This window comes from Aeromonas bestiarum (assembly GCF_028751155.1).
GTDB lineage: Bacteria > Pseudomonadota > Gammaproteobacteria > Enterobacterales > Aeromonadaceae > Aeromonas > Aeromonas bestiarum.
This window is the reverse complement of the sequence record NZ_CP064746.1, coordinates 351,428-371,186: the sequence shown is the minus strand read 5'-3', so window position 1 is coordinate 371,186 and position 19,759 is coordinate 351,428. Positions and strand designations below refer to the sequence as shown.

General features: G+C 62.0%; 20 protein-coding genes. 12 read left to right on the top strand and 8 right to left on the bottom strand.

Annotation, left to right across the window (positions count from 1 at the left end):
- Nucleotides 1–184 precede the first annotated feature (184 nt).
- Together IU367_RS01790 and IU367_RS01785 are read left to right on the top strand one after the other, a co-directional pair.
- Nucleotides 185–1,462, top strand: a complete 1,278-nt coding sequence (locus IU367_RS01790) for a cation:proton antiporter (protein ID WP_103471759.1) — start codon at nt 185–187, stop codon at nt 1,460–1,462.
- A gap of 465 nt (nt 1,463–1,927) precedes the next feature.
- Entirely contained in the window at nt 1,928–2,104 is a 177-nt protein-coding gene (locus IU367_RS01785) for a hypothetical protein (protein WP_098980954.1), read from the top strand.
- Between the two features lie 152 nt (nt 2,105–2,256).
- Here the strand turns inward: IU367_RS01785 and IU367_RS01780 are convergent, their stop codons facing one another.
- Nucleotides 2,257–2,778, bottom strand: coding sequence for a GNAT family N-acetyltransferase (locus IU367_RS01780; RefSeq protein ID WP_274453275.1), 522 nt, complete (start codon nt 2,776–2,778; stop codon nt 2,257–2,259).
- Between the two features lie 118 nt (nt 2,779–2,896).
- The gene (locus tag IU367_RS01775; RefSeq protein WP_043134925.1) at nt 2,897–3,718 is read right to left on the bottom strand and encodes an HDOD domain-containing protein; all 822 of its coding nucleotides are present in this window, start codon (nt 3,716–3,718) and stop codon (nt 2,897–2,899) included.
- A 174-nt stretch (nt 3,719–3,892) separates the two neighbouring features.
- Here IU367_RS01775 and IU367_RS01770 point away from each other — a divergent pair, with 174 nt between their 5' ends.
- Together IU367_RS01770 and ypfJ are read left to right on the top strand one after the other, a co-directional pair.
- Nucleotides 3,893–4,156, top strand: a complete 264-nt coding sequence (locus IU367_RS01770; RefSeq protein WP_043134924.1) for a hypothetical protein — start codon at nt 3,893–3,895, stop codon at nt 4,154–4,156.
- 107 nt (nt 4,157–4,263) lie between these two features.
- Complete coding sequence (gene ypfJ / locus IU367_RS01765) at nt 4,264–5,109, top strand: KPN_02809 family neutral zinc metallopeptidase (protein ID WP_274453274.1); 846 nt, start codon at nt 4,264–4,266, stop codon at nt 5,107–5,109.
- Nucleotides 5,110–5,173: 64 nt separating this feature from the next.
- Here the strand turns inward: ypfJ and aphA are convergent, their stop codons facing one another.
- Nucleotides 5,174–5,884 carry an acid phosphatase AphA gene (aphA, locus tag IU367_RS01760; RefSeq protein ID WP_098980961.1) on the bottom strand — a complete coding sequence of 237 codons (711 nt, stop codon included), beginning with the start codon at nt 5,882–5,884 and terminating at the stop codon, nt 5,174–5,176.
- Between the two features lie 293 nt (nt 5,885–6,177).
- Between aphA and IU367_RS01755 the strand changes: the two genes are divergently transcribed.
- From IU367_RS01755 to IU367_RS01735, 5 genes are read left to right on the top strand one after another with little or no spacing between them, the layout of a single operon-like run.
- Complete coding sequence (locus IU367_RS01755; protein WP_274453273.1) at nt 6,178–7,401, top strand: PAS domain-containing protein; 1,224 nt, start codon at nt 6,178–6,180, stop codon at nt 7,399–7,401.
- A gap of 15 nt (nt 7,402–7,416) precedes the next feature.
- Nucleotides 7,417–7,788, top strand: a complete 372-nt coding sequence (locus IU367_RS01750) for an STAS domain-containing protein (protein ID WP_337999342.1) — start codon at nt 7,417–7,419, stop codon at nt 7,786–7,788.
- 5 nt (nt 7,789–7,793) lie between these two features.
- Nucleotides 7,794–8,858, top strand: coding sequence for an ATP-binding SpoIIE family protein phosphatase (locus IU367_RS01745; RefSeq protein ID WP_274453271.1), 1,065 nt, complete (start codon nt 7,794–7,796; stop codon nt 8,856–8,858).
- Complete coding sequence (locus tag IU367_RS01740; protein ID WP_274453270.1) at nt 8,859–11,525, top strand: response regulator; 2,667 nt, start codon at nt 8,859–8,861, stop codon at nt 11,523–11,525.
- A 10-nt stretch (nt 11,526–11,535) separates the two neighbouring features.
- Entirely contained in the window at nt 11,536–12,666 is a 1,131-nt protein-coding gene (locus IU367_RS01735; RefSeq protein ID WP_043134915.1) for an HD-GYP domain-containing protein, read from the top strand.
- Here the strand turns inward: IU367_RS01735 and IU367_RS01730 are convergent.
- Nucleotides 12,663–13,343: an adenine nucleotide alpha hydrolase gene (locus IU367_RS01730; protein WP_274453268.1), complete on the bottom strand. Its 681-nt coding sequence runs from the start codon at nt 13,341–13,343 to the stop codon at nt 12,663–12,665. The two genes, IU367_RS01735 and IU367_RS01730, sit on opposite strands and share 4 nt — an antisense overlap.
- Nucleotides 13,344–13,589: 246 nt before the next feature.
- Between IU367_RS01730 and IU367_RS01725 the strand changes: the two genes are divergently transcribed.
- The 3 genes from IU367_RS01725 (at nt 13,590) to IU367_RS01715 (ending at nt 16,123) form a co-directional block, all read left to right on the top strand.
- Nucleotides 13,590–14,906 carry an MFS transporter gene (locus tag IU367_RS01725; RefSeq protein ID WP_274453267.1) on the top strand — a complete coding sequence of 439 codons (1,317 nt, stop codon included), beginning with the start codon at nt 13,590–13,592 and terminating at the stop codon, nt 14,904–14,906.
- A 135-nt stretch (nt 14,907–15,041) separates the two neighbouring features.
- A complete protein-coding gene (locus tag IU367_RS01720) occupies nt 15,042–15,758 on the top strand; it encodes a MarC family NAAT transporter (RefSeq protein ID WP_274453265.1) in 717 nt (238 codons plus the stop codon).
- 161 nt (nt 15,759–15,919) lie between these two features.
- On the top strand, nt 15,920–16,123 hold the full coding sequence (locus IU367_RS01715) for a hypothetical protein (RefSeq protein ID WP_274453264.1): 204 nt from the start codon (nt 15,920–15,922) through the stop codon (nt 16,121–16,123).
- Nucleotides 16,124–16,268: 145 nt separating this feature from the next.
- On the opposite strand, the gene tldD is transcribed toward IU367_RS01715, so the two are convergent.
- The 4 genes from tldD to IU367_RS01695 form a co-directional block, all read right to left on the bottom strand.
- On the bottom strand, nt 16,269–17,717 hold the full coding sequence (tldD, locus tag IU367_RS01710) for a metalloprotease TldD (RefSeq protein ID WP_181003619.1): 1,449 nt from the start codon (nt 17,715–17,717) through the stop codon (nt 16,269–16,271).
- Nucleotides 17,718–17,988: 271 nt separating this feature from the next.
- Complete coding sequence (locus IU367_RS01705) at nt 17,989–18,795, bottom strand: carbon-nitrogen hydrolase family protein (RefSeq protein WP_274453262.1); 807 nt, start codon at nt 18,793–18,795, stop codon at nt 17,989–17,991.
- Between the two features lie 19 nt (nt 18,796–18,814).
- A complete protein-coding gene (locus IU367_RS01700) occupies nt 18,815–19,402 on the bottom strand; it encodes a nucleotidyltransferase domain-containing protein (protein WP_139749525.1) in 588 nt (195 codons plus the stop codon).
- Complete coding sequence (locus IU367_RS01695) at nt 19,399–19,731, bottom strand: Dabb family protein (protein WP_274453261.1); 333 nt, start codon at nt 19,729–19,731, stop codon at nt 19,399–19,401. Before IU367_RS01695 ends, IU367_RS01700 begins: the two co-directional genes overlap by 4 nt.
- Nucleotides 19,732–19,759: the final 28 nt, after the last annotated feature.

Genomic DNA, 19,759 nt, shown 5'->3' with positions numbered 1-19,759 from the left:
CATGCAACTGCGTGAACTTCATCCTAGCAGCAAACAAATCAAATGGAAATCTAGCCGTCTATCTGTCCGTAATTGCGATCTATATACTCATAAATGGGTAATGAGTAACATGTGACCCCAGAGTACCCTATGCCCGTCCTCAATAGGGATACGTGCTTGCTGTTTACTAAAGAGAAAAATAACTATGAGCGTCTACTACACACTCTGCTTCCTGGCAGCCTTGGCGATCTTCATCGCCTTTGCCAATCAGTATGTTGTGAAGATCCAGACCACCATCGCCATCACAGCCGGATCCATGCTGATCTCCGCGCTGCTGGTGTTGTTCGGTAAGCTGGGCTGGTTCAATCTCGAACCCCTGGCCGTCAAAACCATGGAGAGCATAGACTTCCAGAACTTCCTGCTGAAGGGGATCCTGGGCTTCCTGCTGTTCGCCGGTGGTCTCGGCATCAACCTGAAGGCATTGCGTAGCCAGAAGTGGGAGATCACCATTCTCTCCATAGTGGCGACCCTGCTCTCCACCTTCCTCATCGGCTACGGCTTCTGGTTCATCGCCAAGCTGCTGGGCTGGGAACTGCCGCTGGTCTACTGCATGTTGTTCGGGGCCCTGATCTCCCCCACCGATCCCATAGCCGTGCTGGCCATCGTCAAGAAGATGAAGGCGCCACCCCAGATCGCCATCCAGATCGAAGGGGAATCCCTGTTCAACGACGGTGTCGGTCTGGTGATCTTCGCCACCGTGTTCGCCGTCGCCTTTGGCGGAGTTGAACCCACCTTCGGCAGCGTGGCCGGCCTGTTCCTGCATGAAGCCCTCGGCGGCATCTTGTTCGGCGCCGTGCTGGGCCTCATCGCCCACGTGATGATCAGCGCCACCGACGACGGCTCCCTGGAGCTGCTGCTGACCCTCTGCATTCCCACCGCCGGCTTCGCCTTCGCCAACATGATCGGCGTCTCCGGCGCCCTGGCCATGGTGGTCACCGGCATCATGATCGGCAACTGGACCCGCCAGTCCGGCTTCTCCGAGCAGAGCAAGCACCACCTGGATCACTTCTGGGAGTTGATGGATCAGTTCCTCAACGCCCTGCTGTTCCTGTTGATCGGTCTGGCGCTGGTGTTGCTGGAGCTCGCCTGGCAAGACTGGATCCTGCTGGTCATCGCGGTTCCCCTCTGTCTGGCCGCCCGCTTCATCAGCGTGTCACTGCCCTACATGGCCTTCCGCCGCTATCGCAGCTACAACAAGTTCTCGGTGCGGATCCTCACCTGGGGCGGTCTGCGCGGCGGTCTGGCCATGGCCATGGCGCTGGCGTTGCCCTCCGGCGTCATGATGCTGCCGGAACACGGCGTCGATCTGCGGGAAGTGATCCTGGTGATGACCTACTCTGTGGTGATGTTCTCCATCGTGGTGCAGGGCATGACCATCACCCCCATGATCACCGCCGCCAAGAAGGCCACCGGCGACTATTGAGTCACCCGCTGACCCCGGTTGGCATCATGCAAAAGGGCTCCCGACGGGAGCCCTTTTTGTGGCTGGCGATACTGAAAAAACGGATTTGAGACAAAATCACCAAATAATTGTTTGCTTTTTATTCATATCGAGGAGAGAATGCGCACCGGCTAGTTAATCAGCCCTGTTTATGTTCGCAATGCTTCAACGTTAGATGAATCCTGCCAGTACCTACATAACCTTCCTCTGATTTACTCGCCTCGAGAACCGTCAGGCTGTCTGCCTGCGTTGCCCGGCTCTCACGGCGCAGACCCGTTCTGCCCACCCAATTTGATTTATGCACCAGCATATTCCTTGACAGTGCAGACGCCCGTGACTCGGGCTGGGTATTCCTGCGCGCTTGTCGACCCTGGCGGTTGACCGCGCCCATTAACCTGAAATTTGCAAAAACAAGGAGCAAACACTTAATTTATATAGAGAAATACCATGATGAAAGCCATACATACACACAAGCCCCTGCGTCGCAGCAAACCCATCAACCTGCCTCCACAAGAGCAGGATTCCGATGCGTTCCTGATCCAGTTCAGCACCCGCTTCAGCGGCGGTTTCGCCATCTCCTGTGATGGTATCGCTGGCGAGTTCTCCATCGAAGACCTCAACTGATCCTGCCTGCCAACCGGCAGCGCCCGATGCAGACAGGCCGCAACTCACGGCGGCCTCTTTGTTTCACCTCTTGAACTTAATTTCTCCTGCACCAGCGTTACTCACAGCGCCTTCCATCACAGACTGTCAGCCACGCCTCGCCGTTGCACGCTTCAGACCGGGCAGGTTTGAGTTCCGACCGCCTCCAGCAGCAGACACTCATCAGCATCCTCGCTCAGCTTGACCAGGCGACTGCGCACCAGCCCCAGCTTGGCCAGCAGTGCGACCGAGCGCTCGTTGCCCGGGGTGACGATGGCGATCACTCGCTCTATCCCCAGCCTCTCCCGACCATCTTGCAGCGCAGCCTGCGCCGCTTCTATACCGTAACCCTGACCCCGATAGGCGGGCAGGAAGGCGTAGCCTATGTCTTCGCACGGCAAGGTATCGCGCTTGATAAGGCCGCAGATGCCGAGCCTGGCCTCATCGCTCCTGCGCGCGACCAGATAGAGGCCGTGGCCATGGCGGGCATAGCTGACCGCAGGCCCCTGCTGGATGTAGTTTTCGGCGTCGAGCAGGGTGCGTATGCCGCGATCACCGATATAACGGTGAAAGTCGCTGTCGTTGAGCAGTTCGAGAATGAAGGGGGCATCGGCTGTGGTCAGTTCGCGCAGCAGCAGGCGCTCGGAGAGGATCATGGCAAGGACTCTTTTCAACAAAAACAGGCCCTCAAGACTGCCCCTGCTCCGCCTCATTGGCAAGGCAAAGCCCATGAAAAAGGGCCGCAGTGCGACCCTGATAACAGGATGAGCAGGCTCAGGCCGCCAGCAGACCCGCATAGCCATTGCCCTGCTCGCGCAAGGCCATGAACACGGCGGCACAATCCGGCCAGGCCAGGCCGAGTCGCTCGGCCACCTGGACGGGCCACTCGGGTGGTGCCTCCTCCCCCACATCCGACTGCGCCGCCAGCACTATGCCCAGGTGGATCAGCGCAGCCTCGGCAGAGAACTCCTTGGCCAGCAAGGGGTTGTAGTGATACTCCACCGCATGGCAGATGCTGAGGGGAAATTGCCAGCGCCTGGCCATCTCGGCCCCTGTCTGGGCATAGTTGAAGCCGACCACCAGCTCCTCGGCCTTGGCGCGTCCCTTGCTTGGCTCCAGATCCTTGATGTGGTTCACCATGTTCTCCGGCAGTCCCACATGCATGATGAGCCGCCCCATGTCATAGAGCAGGGCGCAGGTGAACACCTCCTCCCCCTTCATGCCCTTGAGCTTGGCGAGCCGCCTGGCCAGCTCGGCCACGTCGAACACCTTGCCCCAGAAGTGTTTGAGGTCGATGCCGGGCACCGCATTGATGGAGCCTGTCAAACCGCAGGCCAGCACCATGTTGCGCACCACATCGACCCCGAGTCGCACCACAGCCTCGTTGACGGTGGCGACCTGGCGACTGCCGCCAAACTTGGCGGAATTGGCCAGCCGCAGCAGCTTGGCCGAAATGACGGGATCCTTGTTGATCTTCTTGGCGATCAACAGGATATCCGGTTCCTTCTCACTGAAGGTCTGCACCAGATCGCGCATGACTTCGGGCACATTGGGCAGATTTTGGGGCTTGGATAACAGCGAGTCTATGGTGGGCATCTTGATATCCGTCCATGCAATTTTATGATGTCTTTCGTTTGCCGACAGCAAACCCTCAGTAAGTATGGGTAACAAAAAGCGGCCTCACAGGAATGTTTTTATCGACATATTTCAATGTGTTAATAGCATTGTGGCTATACTGGCACCCTTTATGATATGACGAGGAAGTTGAACATGAGCGAACCCACCGAGTTCTTTGACGAACAGACCCTGCTGGAGATGGTCGACAACCAGCTGATCGATGGTCACCCGTTGCAGGTCAAGGCGACCCTGATGCGGCTGGTGATGAAGGGCACCCCACGGGAAGAGGCGCTGCAATACATAGCCTGTGCCCTGGGCGCCGAACTGATGGCGATGGAGGCGGAACAGGGTCCCTTCAACCTCGAGCGTTACGCCCAGTTTCTGGACTCCCTGCCCGAGATGCCCTGGGCCGAATAAACGCGCTTGCCAGCCGATTGCGGCCCTGCCGCAGGCCTGGCCCCGTTAGGCAAGCCGCACCGCCAGCCATTATCATTACTGCCATTGCACATGAGGGGAGCAAGGCTATGCGCTGGCAGAATCGCCGTGAGAGCAACAATGTTGAAGACAGGCGCCAACAGGGCGGCGGTGGCGGGCTTCCCATCGGCGGCAAGGGTCGCCTGATCCTGCTGGTGGTAGTCATGGTGGCCGGCTACTACGGGGTGGACCTCTCCCCCCTGCTCAACGAGCCGACGACCCAGAGCCAGCCCCAGCGTCAGGAGGTGTCTCAGCCGGCCAAGGATCCCCTGGCCAAGTTTACCTCGGTGATGCTGGCCTCCACCGAAGATGCCTGGGGCGAGATCTTCCAGCAGAGCGGCAACCCCTATCAGGCCCCCAAACTGGTGCTCTATCGCGGCGCAACCCGTACCGGCTGCGGTCAGGGCCAGTCGGTGATGGGCCCCTTCTACTGCCCGGCGGATCGCACCGTCTACATAGACCTCTCCTTCTATCAGGAGATGCGTGACAAGCTGGGAGCCGACGGCGACTTCGCCCAGGGCTATGTGGTGGCGCACGAGGTGGGTCACCACGTGCAGAACCTGCTCGGCATAGAGCGCAAGATGCGCCAGCAACAGCAGGGGCTGAGCCGCGCCGAGCAGAACAAGCTGTCGGTCAAACTCGAACTGCAGGCCGACTGCTTCGCCGGTGTCTGGGGCCACTACATGGAGCGGGAACAGGTGCTGGAGCATGGCGATCTGGAAGAGGCGCTCAACGCTGCCCAGGCCATAGGTGACGACCGCCTGCAACAGCAGAGCCAGGGCCGGGTGATCCCGGACAGCTTCACCCACGGCAGCTCGGCCCAGCGTTACGCCTGGTTCAAACGCGGCTTTGACAGCGGCAAACCCGCCAGCTGCAATACCTTCGCCGCCCGCTAGACGCCAGGAAAAAAGGGCCGGCTCCTGACAGGAGCCGGCCCTTTTGCCAACTGCAAGACGGCGATCAGAACTGGGAGTCGACTATCACCTCTTCCCCCAAAGCGCCCGCCAGCGGCAGCGGCCGGTAGGTGGAGTTGGCTGCCCGCAGCAGGCGTATGCCGCGCACACCCACGGCCTGCGCCGCCTTGATATCCCCATCCGCGTCGCCGTAGAAGATCTTCATCTGTTTATCCTTGAGCCACTGCACCTTGGTGTTCTGACCCGGTTGATCGCCGGCGAAGATCACCGGATTGAGCCGATCGGCCGGGATCCCCATGGTCTGCTGCAGCGTCTGGCTCACCGTTTCGGTCCTGGTCGCCGAGCGACCCGTGACGAAATAGATGTGATCGCCGCGCTTGAGGTGCATGGCGATCAGCGCCTTGCCCACCTCTTTCGGCACACTGAACGCATCCCAGCCGTTGTTCATCTTCTCCCAGAAGGCGGGATTCTTGAGGTAGCTCTCGTCGTTGGGCGAGAACTCCTGCTTGCCGCGATAGAAACCCGGGCTGGAGAAGAGCAGGGTGTCGTCGATGTCGAAGCCCACCGCCATCGGCGGCAGGCCATCCAGACTGGCGGCAATCTGCGCCACCGACACCCAGTGAATGGGCGCCTGCTGGGCCAGAGTCACAGTCGTGACACCGGTCGGGCTGGTCACGGCCTGATCGGCCAGGGCGGGCAGGCTGAGGGTTGCGGCGAACAGGGAGGCTAGCAGGGCAAGACGGGGGAAAGCGGGCATGGTACGACTCGTGACGTGAATAAAACAGGGTGCCAATCCTGCCCCATGCTGTCGACCGAAACCGTGAAACCGGCCACAAAACGGAACCAGGTGACTCGCGCCAACCGGCATTTTCCACGCGGGATGAACGCCAGGCGCCGCGTGAATGTGGCCTCATCCGAGCGATCGTCACATCTGATCGCCACCAGCCCCTTTTGACCCTTAATTCAGGCCTAAAGAGCCCGCGTGAGCTATAACTGCTTAACACCCTTTATTGATATCAACATCAACGACATTCTCTCACTGGAGATGCCATGGACGCACACACCTCTGCCCATTCCACCAAGACCGGCTCAGCATCATCCCCTCACCAGGCCCAGATGGACGCCATCGACAAGATGCTGGCGCGGCTCGAACTCTCCCCCGACGGACAGATCCTGGACGCCAACCCGTGCTTTCTCGCCCTCATGAGCTATTCGCTGGACGAACTCAAGGGTCAACACCACGAGGTGCTGCTCTCACGGGATGAGGCGCAATCCCCATCCTATACCGCCTTCTGGGAGGCACTGCGCAGAGGTCAGCCACAGGAGGGGGAGTTCCACCGACTGGACAAGCAGGGGCGGGATGTGTGGACCCTGGGCACCTGCAGCCCGATGCTGGATGCACAGGGCAAGCTGATCCGGATCATCGAATACGCCATGGATCTGACCGAACAAAAGCAGCTCAACGCCAACTTCGAGGGCCAGATCAATGCCCTGAGCCGGGTCATGGGCAAGGTGGAGTTCTCGTTGGATGGCACCATTCTGGATGCCAACTCGCGTTTTCTCGACATAGTGGGCTACCAGCTGGAGGAGCTGAAGGGCCAGCACCACAGGTTGCTGGTCGACCCGGATTACGCCCAGTCGTCTGATTATCGCGCCTTCTGGGAGACATTGCGCCGCGGCGAGTACCTGGCTGGCGAGTTCTGCCGGCTCGGCAAGCAGGGCGAGGAGGTCTGGATCCAGGGCTCCTACAATCCGGTGCTGGATCTGAACGGCAAGCCCAGCAAGATCGTCAAGTTTGCCACCAACATCACGGCCCAGGTGGAGCAGCACCGTCAGCTCAAGCGGGCCATGGAGGAGGCGGAAGAGGCCGCCAGGGTACGCGAGGAGCTGCACAAGTCGTTGCAGGAGATGTCGACACCGGTCACCCCCATCTGGGACGGCATCCTGCTGTTGCCGCTGGTGGGAATCATAGACTCCATGCGCACCGCCGACGTGATGAACAAGTCGCTCACCAAGATTGCCGAGACCCGGGCCCGGGTCTTCGTGCTGGACATAGCCGGCGTTGCCACCGTGGATACCGGGGTCGCCAACCAGCTGATCAAGATCACCAAGGCGACCCAGTTCATGGGGTGCGAGGCCATCATTTCAGGGGTCTCTCCCGCCATCGCCCGCACCATGGTTGAGCTGGGGGTCTCGGTCGGCGATATCCGCACCACGGCGACCCTGAGGGATGCCTTCGAAATTGCCCTCAAGCGGGTCGGCTCCACCCTTTAGGAGACGAGCATGACCATGCAGCTCAACAACGATCTGGGCATAGCCGACGTGGCTGACTGCATCGTGGTCAGCATGCGTCCCGATCTCGGTGACGACGGCATGCAACTGCTGATGCAGACCCTCTCCCAACGGCTGGTACAGGGCCGTCAGCGCGCCGTGCTGCTCGACTTCTCCGGCGTCATGCTGCTCGATCACCACGAATTCAGACAGGTGTGCAAGCTGGCCGACGTGTGCCGCCTGCTCGGCGCCATCTGCCTGCTGGTCGGGTTGAATGCAGGGATCGCCGCCTTTCTGGCGCTGGCCGAGGCGCAGCCGGGACAGCTGCGCTGCTTCATCGACATGGACGATGCCTTCGCCCATGTCAATCGCCTCAAGGCCGAGGAGTAAATCCCATGCAACTGGAACAGACAGCGCAGGAAGCCAGGTATCCGTTGCGCCACAACATCGACCTGCACCTGACGGTGATGGCGGTGCGTCGCCTCCCCTTCATCGCCAGCCTGTCCGAGGTGGACCGCGCCATGCTCTCCACCGTGGTCTCCGAACTTGGCAGCAATATCCTGAAATACGCCGAGCAGGGGGAGATCACCCTGGCTCTCCATCACCCCAAGGGACGCCCCTGCATCGACATCATCGCCCGTGACAAGGGGCCCGGCATCCCGGATGTGCACCAGGCCATGCAGGATCACTACAGCACCTCGGGCACGCTTGGGCTGGGGCTGCCAAGCGTGCGGCGCATGATGTCCGAAGTCACCATCAGCACATCGCCCGAAGGGGGCACCTTGGTACAGGCCCGCAAGTGGCTCGGGGCAGCGCCCTTGATGACGCGCGTCACTCTGCCCACTACGGTGTCGAACACCCGCGCGCTGACTCTGGTGTGGGCAAGCGAGAACCGGCCCTGCTATCCGGAGCGGGTCTCGGGCGACTTGGCGTTTATTCGCCCCGGCCCCGACGGGGTTTCGTTGGTGCTGATCGATGTGAGCGGTCACGGCGTCTCGGCCAACAAGCTGGTGCAGACCCTGGAGGAGGCACTGCACAACAGCCAGGAGCAGGAGCCCGCCCGTCTGCTGCAACTGCTCCACCAGCACTGCATCGGCACCCGGGGAGCCGCCGCCGGCGTGGCGCTGATCAATGGCGAACGCGGCGAGCTGAGCTATGCCGGCATCGGCAATACCCGCATCTGCCTGCGTGGCCACGAGCCCTGGCGCGGCATCTCACGCGACGGCGTGCTGGGGGAGCGTTTCCCCACCCCCTTGCTGCAGCGTCAACCCATAGTGCCGGGGGATGTGGTGATGCTCTACTCGGATGGCATCAGCGAATCACTCAACCTGCGCGACGGCGCGCTGGATCTGGGGGCGGCTCCCGCGGCCCTGGCTCGCCAGGTCATAGCCCACAGCGGCCGCAGTACGGACGATGCGAGCTGCATAGTGTTGCGGGTAAAAACGGATGAGGAAGGCTAGATGCAACAGCTGATAGGCGACATCCGGCTCTCCGGCCCGACGGCGGCCCTCACCGCCAGACGCAAGGTGATCCAGGTACTCACCTGTATCGACAAGAGCCCCACCTTCGTGGCACCGCTGGCGGGGGCCACCTCGGAGCTGGTGCGCCAGCTGGCGGCGACGACCGGCTGGCTGCAACTGCGGTTGTGGCTGGAGAGCAAGACGCAGGAACTCTGGTTATCTCTGGCCGCCGATGAACCGCTGCAACCCGGTTCACCCGGTGCCACCCATGGCACCATACGGCTGGTATCTCACTCGGACAGTGCCATCGCCCTGGTCTGCCACCTGCCCCGCTGGCCGGATGACAGCATGCTGCAACAGATGCAGCAGCAATTCGCCGAGCCGACCCGGGAAGAGCTGTTCGCCGTGATGCAGACCAAGAATCAGGAGCTGGAACAAGCCTATGAACTGGCAGAGAGCGCGACCCGGGCCAAGAGCGACTTTCTCGCCAACATGAGCCACGAGATCCGCACCCCCATGAACGCCATCCTCGGCATGGCCCACCTCGCCCTGCAAACCCGGCTCGACCCGCAGCAGTTCGACTACGTGGGCAAGATCCAGCGCTCCGCCCAGCACCTGCTCGGCATCATCAACGACATCCTCGACTTCTCCAAGATCGAGGCCGGCAAGCTGGATCTGGAGCGGATCGAATTCGATCTCGACCATGTGCTGGAAAACCTGGCGACCCTGGTGGGGGAGAAGGCCGAAGCCAAGGGCATAGAGTTGCTGTTCGAGGTCGACCACCAGCTCGACACCCTGCTCTATGGCGATCCGCTGCGCCTCGGCCAGATCCTGATCAACTATGCCAACAACGCGGTCAAGTTCACTGAGCAGGGCGAGATCCTGGTCAAGGTCAGCTGCCTGGAGAAGCTGCCGCAGGAGGTGCTGCTGCACTGCTCTGTGCAGGACACGGGGATCGGCATGAGCCAGGAACAGCAGCAGCGGCTGTTCCAGTCCTTCCAGCAGGCGGACAGCTCCACCACCCGCAAGTACGGCGGCACCGGCCTCGGCCTCGCCATCTCCCGCAAGCTGGCGGAACTGATGGGGGGCGAGGTGGGGGTGCAGAGTGAACCGGGCCAGGGCAGCACCTTCTGGTTTACCGCCCGGCTTGGCCGGGGCAGGTACAGATCCCGCTACCTGCCCAGCCTGGATCTGCGCGGCCGCCGCATGCTGGTGGCCGACGACAGCGCCAGCGCCCGCACCATACTGGCCGCCCTGCTGAGCAGCATGAGCTTCGTGGTGGACACAGCAGAGTCTGGCCAGCAGGCGCTGCAGATGATCGCCAGCGCCGAGCAGGAGGGGAGACCCTATGAGGTGGTGCTGCTGGATTGGCACATGCCGGGGCTGGATGGCATAGAAACGGGTCGCCGCCTCATCGCCCGCGGCTTCACCCAACGCCCCTACCGGGTCATGGTGACGGGTTACGGACGGGAGGAGGTGTTTCGCGAGGCGGAGGCCGCCGGATTTGACCGGGTACTGGTCAAGCCGGTGTGCGCCTCAGTGCTGTTTGATACCGTCATAGGTCTGTTTGGCCAGCAAGCCACGCCGGTCGCCTTCAAGTCACAACAACCGACCCACAGCTACCGCTTCGACGGGCTCACCATACTGCTGGCGGAAGATAATGAGCTGAACCAGCAGGTGGCGCGGGAGCTGCTGCGAGCGGTCGGGGCCAAGGTCGACATAGCCGCCAATGGCGCCATCGCCCTGAAGATGGCGGAGCAAGCGCACTACGATCTGATCCTGATGGACATGCAGATGCCGGTAATGGACGGGCTGGCCGCTACCCGGCTACTGCGCCTGCAGGAGCGCGAGGGGCATCACATCCCGATCCTGGCGATGACGGCCAATGTCATGGCCGGCGATCGGGAGCGCTGCCTGGAGGCTGGCATGGATGACCACATCGCCAAACCCATAGATCCCGACAAGCTTTATGCCGCCCTGCAGCGCTGGGCGACCTCCTTCAGCCGTGAAACCGGGGGGCGGATCAAGTCCTCGGTGACCCAGCGCGAGGAGCCCTTGCAGGCGCAGTTGCAGGCGCTCGGGTTCAAGGCAGAGACAGCACTGCAGCGCCTGATGCACAACTGGGAGTGGTATCGGGACCTGCTGCGCCGCTTCGCCCAGCAGGGCGCTCAACCCATGCAGCATCTGATCGCCGCCCTGCAGAAAAACGATAGCGAAGAGGCGCATCGGCAAGCCCATACTCTCAAGGGCATAGCCGCCACCCTGGGCGCCGACCCGCTACGGGACATAGCGGCCCGGCTGGAGAGTGCCATCGCCCGGGGAGACGATGCCAGCAGCCTGTTACCCCTGGCCGAGCAGGGGTTGCAGATGCAGCAACAACTGACCGATGGCTTGCTCCCCCTGCTGCCCCCCCAGGCCTCCCCGGCTCGATCCGAGCTGGCGCAACCGGACATAGCGTCCGTACTGACACGGCTGACCCAGTTGCTGCTGGAGGATGATGCCGAGGCCTTCATCCTGTTCCAGCACCATCAGGCCAGGCTCGCCCCCTTGCTGGAGGAGGCCGCACCGGCCATGGCCAACGCCATGACCCGGTTCCGCTTCACCGACGCATTGGCACATCTGCAACAAGTCCGGGCCCTCAAGCCCGATCTGTTCAACCAAGAGTGAGGGCACCATCATGCTCAATTTGCTGGATCCCGACACCAAACCCACCCTGCTGGTGGTCGATGACACGCCGGAGAATCTCTCCCTGCTCAGCGCCTTGCTGAGCCCTCACTATAGAGTCAAGGTGGCCATCAGCGGCCGGCGGGCGCTGGAGATACTGTCGGCCGGCACCCGGGTGGATCTGATCCTGCTCGATGTGGTGATGCCCCTGATGGACGGTTACCAGGTGATGCAGGCGCTGCAGGAGATGCCGCAGACGCGGGACATTCCAGTGATCTTCCTGACCGCCAAGGTGGAGGAGAGCGCGGAGGCACACGGGCTGGCGCTGGGCGCTGTGGACTATATCCACAAGCCGATCACCCCCGCCATCGTGCTGGCCCGCGTCAGAAACCATCTGGAGCTGAAAGCCGCGCGGGACCTGCTGCACGACCAGAACGCCTATCTGGAGCAGGAGGTGGAACGGCGCACCCGGGAGAACGAGCTGATCCAGAACATCACCATCCACTCACTCGCCTCTCTGGCCGAGACCCGCGACAACGAGACCGGCAACCACATACTGCGCACCCAGCACTACGTGAAGCTGCTGGCGGAGACCCTGTGCGATCACCCCCGCTTTCGCGCCGAGCTGACCCCCAAGACCATAGAACTGCTGTTCAAGTCGGCGCCCCTGCACGACATCGGCAAGGTCGGCGTGCCGGACCGGATCCTGCTAAAACCCGGCAAGCTGGATGCAGACGAATTTGCCCAGATGAAGCATCACTCCATCCTCGGCAAGGAGGCCATAGTCCATGCCGAGGAGGCGCTGGGGGTGGAGGTCGAGTTTCTGCGCCTGGCCAAGGAGATCGCCTGTTACCACCATGAAAAGTGGGATGGCACCGGCTACCCCTATGGCCTGATGGGGGACGAGATCCCCCTCTCTGCCAGGCTGATGGCGCTGGCGGATGTGTACGATGCCTTGATCAGCAAGCGCTGCTACAAGGCCGCCATGTCCCACGATGAGGTGGTTCCCATCATATTGGCGGGGCGCAGCAGCCACTTCGACCCCGACATCACGGATACCTTCGCCCGCATCCACTCGCAGTTTCACGACATAGCCCTGCGCTACAACGACGACAAGGGCGAGCGGGAGACCAATACCGACTAGACGATAGGGAGATCGGCAGGCAGCAGGTCGGTGAAGACGAAGCCGTCCCGCTCCACCGTCTCCCCCACCCGGATGGCCAGCGGCCGCTGGAACATGGGGCCGTCCCAGGCCAGGGTATGAAACTCGCCGTTCTCGCCGCAGGGGTCCACCCCGGCGGGCAGGACCGCCAGCAAGGCCGCGTCAAACTCATGTCCGCCGAGGGTGGCAGGCAGCTTGTGCGGATCCAGGGTGCTGATCCTGGCCCTGAGCCCTGCTGCCATCATCTCGCCAGCCAGCTCGTCGGTCTTGCTGCCCCATAGCGGAAACAACGGCGTGATCCCCGTCCCCGCCAGCTGCCGCTCCCGATAGGCGCGCACATCCTCGAGGAAGAGATCGCCAAACGCCATGTGGCGGATCCCCTGCGCCACCATGTCCACGATGAAGTCGGTCATGATGCGGGCGTAATCTTCATTGCTGCAGGGCCAGGGCAGGTCGATGGTGGTCAGCGGCAAGCCCACGCACTCGGCCTGTGCCAGCAGCAACTGCTTGCGCACCCCGTGCATGGCCACCCGTTCGAACGCCTGGTTGAGGGTGGTGAACAGTCCCACCACCTCGATGGCCGGATCCTGCCGCAGTGCGTGCAGCGCCCAGGCGCTGTCCTTGCCGCTGCTCCAGGAGAGCAGCACCTTGGTCTTCATATGATTTCTCCAGCTATCTTGAGGTCGGAGCCGGCAAGGCGCCGGCCATCGTCCTGATTATTCGTCCGGGCGAGGAGCCCGGCGCTTGAGCGTGTCGCTCCGTCTCACTGCACCAAAAAGCTGCAAGACAGTGTTGCGAATTGTGCGATTTACATACCGGGATGCAAAAGCATACCCTCGGTCATGAGCGTGTCCCCTCAAAGGATGGGGAACAATAACTAAAAAAACGATGGGAAACATAAGGATATGACGACAGTCACGCAAGCTTACGACCACAGCCGTCCCCTCAACCGACAGGATTACAAGACCCTGAGCCTGGCCGCCCTCGGTGGCGCCCTCGAATTCTACGACTTTATCATCTTCGTCTTCTTCGCCGTGGTGATCGGCGAGCTGTTCTTCCCGGCCGACATTCCCGAGTGGTTGCGCCAGTTCCAGACCTTCGGCATCTTCGCCGCCGGTTACCTGGCGCGCCCCCTCGGCGGCATCATCATGGCTCACTTCGGCGATCTCATCGGCCGCAAGCGCATGTTCACCCTCAGCATATTGCTGATGGCGCTGCCGACCCTGCTGATCGGCCTGCTGCCCACCTACGCCACGCTCGGCATCGCCGCCCCCCTGCTGTTGCTGTTGCTGCGGATCCTGCAGGGAGCCGCCATCGGTGGCGAAGTGCCGGGTGCCTGGGTGTTCGTGGCAGAGCACGTGCCCGCCCGCCGGGTCGGCGTCGCCTGCGGCACCCTCACCGCGGGATTGACGGCTGGCATACTGCTTGGCTCCCTGGTGGCCACCGCCATCAACCGCGGCATGAGCCCGGCCGAGGTGAGCGACTGGGGTTGGCGTCTGGCCTTCGTACTCGGCGGAGCGTTTGGCATAGTCGCCATGTACCTGCGCCGCTGGCTGCACGAGACCCCTGTCTTCGCCGAGATGCAGGCCAACAAGGCGCTGGCGGAAGAGCTGCCGCTCAAGACTGTGCTGCGCAATCACAAGGGCAGCGTGCTGATCTCCATGCTGCTGACCTGGTTGCTCTCCGCCGGTATAGTCGTGGTGATCCTGATGACCCCCACCTACCTGCAGAAGGTGCATGGCATCAGCCCCGCCGATGCCCTGACCGCCAACTCCCTGGCCATCCTGGCCCTGACCCTGGGCTGCATCTTCTATGGCCGGCTGATCGATGCCCTCGGCAGCGGTCCCACCTTCATGCTGGGCTCCCTGTTGCTGGCTGGCGCCAGCTACGCCTTCTACCACGGCCTGGCGGCCGGCATGGATCAGCTGATCCCGCTCTACATGCTGGCGGGCTTCGCGGTCGGGATCGTCGGCGCCGTGCCCTACGTCATGGTCAACGCCTTCCCGGCAGTGGTGCGTTTCTCCGGGCTGTCGTTCTCCTACAACGTGGCCTACGCCATCTTCGGCGGCCTGACGCCCATGCTGGTGACCCTGTGGATGAAGAACGACGTGCTGGCCCCCTCCCACTATGTGGTGAGCCTGTCGGCACTGGGCTTTGCCATCGGCCTGCTGCTCTGGCTGCAACGGCGCAACCAGCGGCAGGCTGCACCGCAAATCGCCTGACCCCTCGCAAGCCCCGCTGAAATCGGGGCTTTTTTCATATGGCTGGTGTTCAGCCCGGCCGACATAAGATAGCCTCCCTCTCGGGCCTGTCGACGGCCCAGGACACTCCTCCACTCTAGTCATCCGAGGTTCATGATGTTCTTTCAGGTCGTATTTCTCGCCTTGCTTGCCCTGCTGCCCATGGTCAATCCACCCACCACGGCCACCCTGCTGCTGGGGCTGAGCAAGGGCATGTCGCGCGAGCACGTGCGCCGCCAGATCAATCTGGCCGCCATCTATCTGTTCTGCACCCTCTGCGTCAGCTTCTTCATCGGCTCCTCCATCCTGGATCTGTTCGGGATCTCCATTCCCGGCCTGCGCCTGGCCGGCGGTCTTATCATCGCCTTCATCGGCTTTCGCATGCTGTTTCCGGCCCCGAGCCAGGCGGCCGGGGTCGATATCAACCAGAGCATCGCCTTCGTGCCGCTGACCATGCCCAGCATGTGCGGGCCGGGTACCATGGCGCTGGTGATCAGCGGCGCCGCCCAGATAGCCGAGCTGCCCGACGAGTACAACCGCTTTACCATCTATGCCGCCATGGTGACCGCCTTCGCCCTGATGAGCGCACTCAGCTGGGGCGTGCTCAAGCTGGCGGATCCTGTCTGCAAGATCCTCGGCGCCACCGGCATAGATGCCATGACCAGGATCATGGGCTTCCTGCTGGTGTGCATGGGCATGCAGTTCTGCATCAACGGCATCAAGGAAGTGGCACAGGATCCCGTGTTCCACGGCGCCCCTGCGGTACAAACGGCACCTGCATTGCCACATGTATCCGGTGCACTCGAACAATTGGAAGAGGCCCGCCAGCCCTGACTGAAAACGGTGTCATAACCGCCGACAATCGTCACTGATCTTGCGCCTGATCATGTTGCTGACACATAAATGAGATAGTGTGTTTTTTGTACAGACTCGATTCAGAGTGTGCTTGATAGGTTTGTGGGTGGAGACACCCACTCACTGCAGGAGATGTGCAAATGGAAAAGATGCTGACCGAGATTGGAAGCTACAGCCTGTTTCATGAATATCTGAATGTGGTCGGTGCAGTCAGTCCCGCCCTGGCCAGGATAAAAACACGGTGGGAATACAAACAGAGCGATCGTCTGGTTGCCCAGATCAGGGTCGATCCACAAGGCAATGCACGCTTCTACATAGACGCCAGAGCCATATCGGTCAACTGACCCAGTCACCCCTATCCACCAGCCCCGGCCATGTACCGGGGCTTTTTGTTGGTTGCCATCTGCCTGAATGACAAAACCCCGGCAGGTGCCGGGGTTTGACTTTGCAGATGCCACGTCGGGTTATGCACGGCGCGGCCGACCCAACCTAGGAGGTGCCACCCACTGTGAGCTGGTCCAGCTTGAGGGTGGGCTGGCCGACCCCGACTGGAATGCTCTGCCCCTCCTTGCCGCAGACGCCGACTCCGCGATCGAGCGCCAGATCCCGACCCACCATGGAGACCTGGCTCATGGCCTCTGGGCCATTGCCTATCAGGGTCGCGCCCTTGATGGGGGTCGTTATCTTGCCATCCTCGATGAGGTAGGCCTCGGAGGCGGAGAAGACGAACTTGCCGGAGGTGATGTCCACCTGACCGCCGCCGAAGTTGGGGGCATAGATGCCCTTCTTCACCGAGGCGATGATCTCCGCCGGATCATACTGACCCGCCAGCATGTAGGTGTTGGTCATGCGCGGCATAGGCAGGGCGGCGTAGGATTCGCGGCGACCGTTGCCGGTGAGCGGCACCCCCATCAGGCGGGCGTTCTGCTTGTCCTGCAGATAGCCTTTCAGGATCCCGTTCTCAATCAAGACGTTGTAACCGCCCGGCGTCCCCTCATCATCTATGCTGACGGAGCCGCGCCGACCCGGCAGGGTGCCGTCATCGACTATGGTGCAGTGTTTGGAGGCGACCTGTTCACCAATGCGACCGGCGAAGGCGGACGAGCCCTTGCGGTTGAAGTCCCCCTCCAGACCGTGGCCCACGGCTTCGTGCAGCAGCACGCCGGGCCAGCCGGCACCGAGTACCACCGGCATGGTGCCAGCCGGGGCGTCTATGGCTTCGAGGTTGACCAGCGCCTGACGCACCGCCTCGCGCACATAGCCAAAGGCCCGGCTCTCCAGCCCGTCCAGCTCCAGGAAATAGTCGTAACCGCAGCGACCACCGCCACCCGCGCTGCCGCGCTCCCGGCGATCCCCCTTCTCGGCGATCACTGTCACCGACAAGCGTACCAGCGGGCGCACGTCGGCAGCGAGCGTGCCGTCGGTGGCGGCCACCAGTATCTCTTCATAGACGCCGCTGATGGAGGCCATCACCTGATTGATGGCCGGATCCAGGCTGCGGGCAAACTTGTCCATCTGCTCCAGCAGGGCGATCTTCTGGTGCTTGTCGAGGGTCTGCAGCGGATCCATGGCCGGATAGAGCAGGTTTGCTTCGGTGCGGGCCCAGGCTTTCACCTTGCCCTGCGCCCCGGCGGCGGCTATGCCACGGGCGGCGGTAACCGACTGTTGCAGCGCCAGCAGGCTCAGCTCATCGGAGTAGGCAAAGCCGGTCTTCTCGCCACTGACGGCGCGGACCCCGACGCCCTGGTCGATGTTGTAGCTGCCATCCTTGACGATGCCGTCTTCCAGCATCCAGGACTCGTGCCAGCTGCGCTGGAAATAGAGGTCGCCGAACTCCACCTGATGGCTCATCAGGCTGCCGAGCAGCTGTTGCAGGCGGCCTTCATCTAGGTCGTTCGGGGCCAACAGGGAGGCACTAACCTGGCTCAATAGACTCAATCTTCTTCTCCACTCTCGTAACGAGATGTTTTAACCGTTTGTCGACTCGCAGGGTCGATTGGCCGCATGGCGGCATCATCGAATGGCTGCGAATCCAATTGCATAGGGTCTGCATCACGGCCGATCAGACTTTGCCCAATCGACCCGACAACAGCCGGACCCGGCTTAGTAGCGGTCAGCGGCTGCGTTTCAATTTTTCATCACGCCATCAGAGCAGGCGGGCACAGCTCAGCACCGCCAACAGGCTGCATTTCAATTCACCACCATACCGTCAAAGCAGACGGGCATGGTTCAGCACCGGCATGGTGCGCTTCAATTCATCGACAAGCCCGGCATCCATCTTTGCCAGCACTGTGGCACGGCCCGCTGGCTGGCAGGCCAGCACCCGGCCCCAGGGGTCGATCACCATGCTGTGGCCCCAGGTCTGGCGCCCCGTCTCGTGGGTACCGCCCTGATTGGCGGCCACCAGATAGCACTGGTTCTCGATGGCGCGGGCCCGCAGCAGCGGCTCCCAGTGCGCCTCGCCGGTCACGGCGGTAAAGGCGGCAGGCACCAGCAGCACGCGGGCTCCGGCCCGGGCCAGCTGGCGGTAAAGCTCGGGAAAGCGCAGATCATAACAGATAGAGAGGCCGAGGGGACCAAAGGGGGAGTCCACCAGCACAGGCTGACTCCCCGGGCTGAAAGTCTCCGACTCCCGGTAGCGACCCTGATTGTCGGCCACGTCCACATCGAACAGATGGATCTTGTGGTAGTGCCCCTTGAGCTCGCCACTTGGGTCAAACACCAGCGAGCTGGTGTGGATATGCTCCGAACCGGCGATGGTGGTCGGCATGGCCCCCGCCACCAGCCAGATGCCATGAACACGGGCCCACTCGGCCAGCTGGGCCTGGATCGGTCCTGCACCGATTGCCTCGGCCCCGTCCAGATAACCCTGCCGCTCGCCAAACAGGGCGAAGTTCTCCGGCAGCAGCACCAGCAGCGGCCGCTCACTCGGCAGCAGGGCCAGCTCGGCGGCGATCTGCTCCCGGTTATCATGCCAGTTGCGGCCCGATACCAGCTGTATTGCGGCTAACCACATGGTTCTCTCCTTGTCCGCGTTACTCGCGATCCACAATATCCGGGTCTTTATCCATCTCTGCCAACAGTTTACGCAGATGATGCCTGACTAATCCCCGTTGACCCCGTTCCGCCCATTTGAGGCAATCGAACAGCTCCCACACCAGACCATTACCGTCCCCCATGTAGGCAGGGAAATCCCAATGGCTGGGCGCGGGCCCCGCGACCTCCAGCGCAGATAGCGAATGGGTTTTATCAAAAAGAGGCATGTAAGGCTTGGCAAGCGGGAAACCGGCATCGCGATCAAGGATATGGATCTCGATGCTGGACATATCCAGGAAGATATAGCGCCAGTAGGAACAGACATCTTCATGTCTTCCTTGCCAACAGTGGAACACCGCACGTTCACCGACAATGGAACGAACCAGCGCTTCCCCATGCTGATGAAAACCCGGCTCGGCCAGCAACAAGACATCGACATCAGAGACCCGGTCCGCCTTTCCTTTGGCAAGCGAACCAACCACCACCCCGGCACCAATGGCGGGATGGGCTTTGCCATGTTCCACCACGGCTCGCAACAACGTCAATTGCAGCGGTGGAATCTTGCCCCAGCGCTCATCCTCCATCATGACAGCGTCCCAACAGCAACCGCATCGCCGGCCTGCAGGGTGTAATCCAGCACTATGATACGTTCCAGCACCGGGCGGAAGATGGCCTTGAGGGCATCGTGATCCGGGTGGGGCAGATAGCGCTGGCGGGCAGCTTCATCGGCGAAGGTCATCAGCACGCTGTGGGTAAAGCCCTCGGCCCGTCCCTCCGGACTGTCATTTTGGCCCCACTCCACGGCCAGCACGCCGCTGACCTGGTGCGAGATGGCGAGAAAGGCCGCCCTGACGGCCGCGATAGCGTCGGGACTGGCCTCACCCTTGAAGGTGATCAGCAGAATATGTCGGATCATGGCTCACTCCTTGTGATGGCAAGACCCG

What these genes read in the sequence shown, in the direction of transcription:
- IU367_RS01715 (WP_274453264.1), top strand. Translation starts at nt 15,920, where the DNA reads ATGGAAAAGATGCTGACCGAGATTGGAAGCTACAGCCTGTTTCATGAA.
- IU367_RS01695 (WP_274453261.1), bottom strand. Translation starts at nt 19,731, where the DNA reads ATGATCCGACATATTCTGCTGATCACCTTCAAGGGTGAGGCCAGTCCC.
- IU367_RS01755 (WP_274453273.1), top strand. Translation starts at nt 6,178, where the DNA reads ATGGACGCACACACCTCTGCCCATTCCACCAAGACCGGCTCAGCATCA.
- IU367_RS01790 (WP_103471759.1), top strand. Translation starts at nt 185, where the DNA reads ATGAGCGTCTACTACACACTCTGCTTCCTGGCAGCCTTGGCGATCTTC.
- IU367_RS01730 (WP_274453268.1), bottom strand. Translation starts at nt 13,343, where the DNA reads ATGAAGACCAAGGTGCTGCTCTCCTGGAGCAGCGGCAAGGACAGCGCC.
- IU367_RS01700 (WP_139749525.1), bottom strand. Translation starts at nt 19,402, where the DNA reads ATGATGGAGGATGAGCGCTGGGGCAAGATTCCACCGCTGCAATTGACG.
- IU367_RS01750 (WP_337999342.1), top strand. Translation starts at nt 7,417, where the DNA reads ATGCAGCTCAACAACGATCTGGGCATAGCCGACGTGGCTGACTGCATC.
- IU367_RS01785 (WP_098980954.1), top strand. Translation starts at nt 1,928, where the DNA reads ATGATGAAAGCCATACATACACACAAGCCCCTGCGTCGCAGCAAACCC.
- IU367_RS01745 (WP_274453271.1), top strand. Translation starts at nt 7,794, where the DNA reads ATGCAACTGGAACAGACAGCGCAGGAAGCCAGGTATCCGTTGCGCCAC.
- IU367_RS01725 (WP_274453267.1), top strand. Translation starts at nt 13,590, where the DNA reads ATGACGACAGTCACGCAAGCTTACGACCACAGCCGTCCCCTCAACCGA.
- IU367_RS01735 (WP_043134915.1), top strand. Translation starts at nt 11,536, where the DNA reads ATGCTCAATTTGCTGGATCCCGACACCAAACCCACCCTGCTGGTGGTC.
- IU367_RS01705 (WP_274453262.1), bottom strand. Translation starts at nt 18,795, where the DNA reads ATGTGGTTAGCCGCAATACAGCTGGTATCGGGCCGCAACTGGCATGAT.
- IU367_RS01740 (WP_274453270.1), top strand. Translation starts at nt 8,859, where the DNA reads ATGCAACAGCTGATAGGCGACATCCGGCTCTCCGGCCCGACGGCGGCC.
- IU367_RS01780 (WP_274453275.1), bottom strand. Translation starts at nt 2,778, where the DNA reads ATGATCCTCTCCGAGCGCCTGCTGCTGCGCGAACTGACCACAGCCGAT.
- IU367_RS01720 (WP_274453265.1), top strand. Translation starts at nt 15,042, where the DNA reads ATGTTCTTTCAGGTCGTATTTCTCGCCTTGCTTGCCCTGCTGCCCATG.
- aphA (WP_098980961.1), bottom strand. Translation starts at nt 5,884, where the DNA reads ATGCCCGCTTTCCCCCGTCTTGCCCTGCTAGCCTCCCTGTTCGCCGCA.
- IU367_RS01770 (WP_043134924.1), top strand. Translation starts at nt 3,893, where the DNA reads ATGAGCGAACCCACCGAGTTCTTTGACGAACAGACCCTGCTGGAGATG.
- ypfJ (WP_274453274.1), top strand. Translation starts at nt 4,264, where the DNA reads ATGCGCTGGCAGAATCGCCGTGAGAGCAACAATGTTGAAGACAGGCGC.
- IU367_RS01775 (WP_043134925.1), bottom strand. Translation starts at nt 3,718, where the DNA reads ATGCCCACCATAGACTCGCTGTTATCCAAGCCCCAAAATCTGCCCAAT.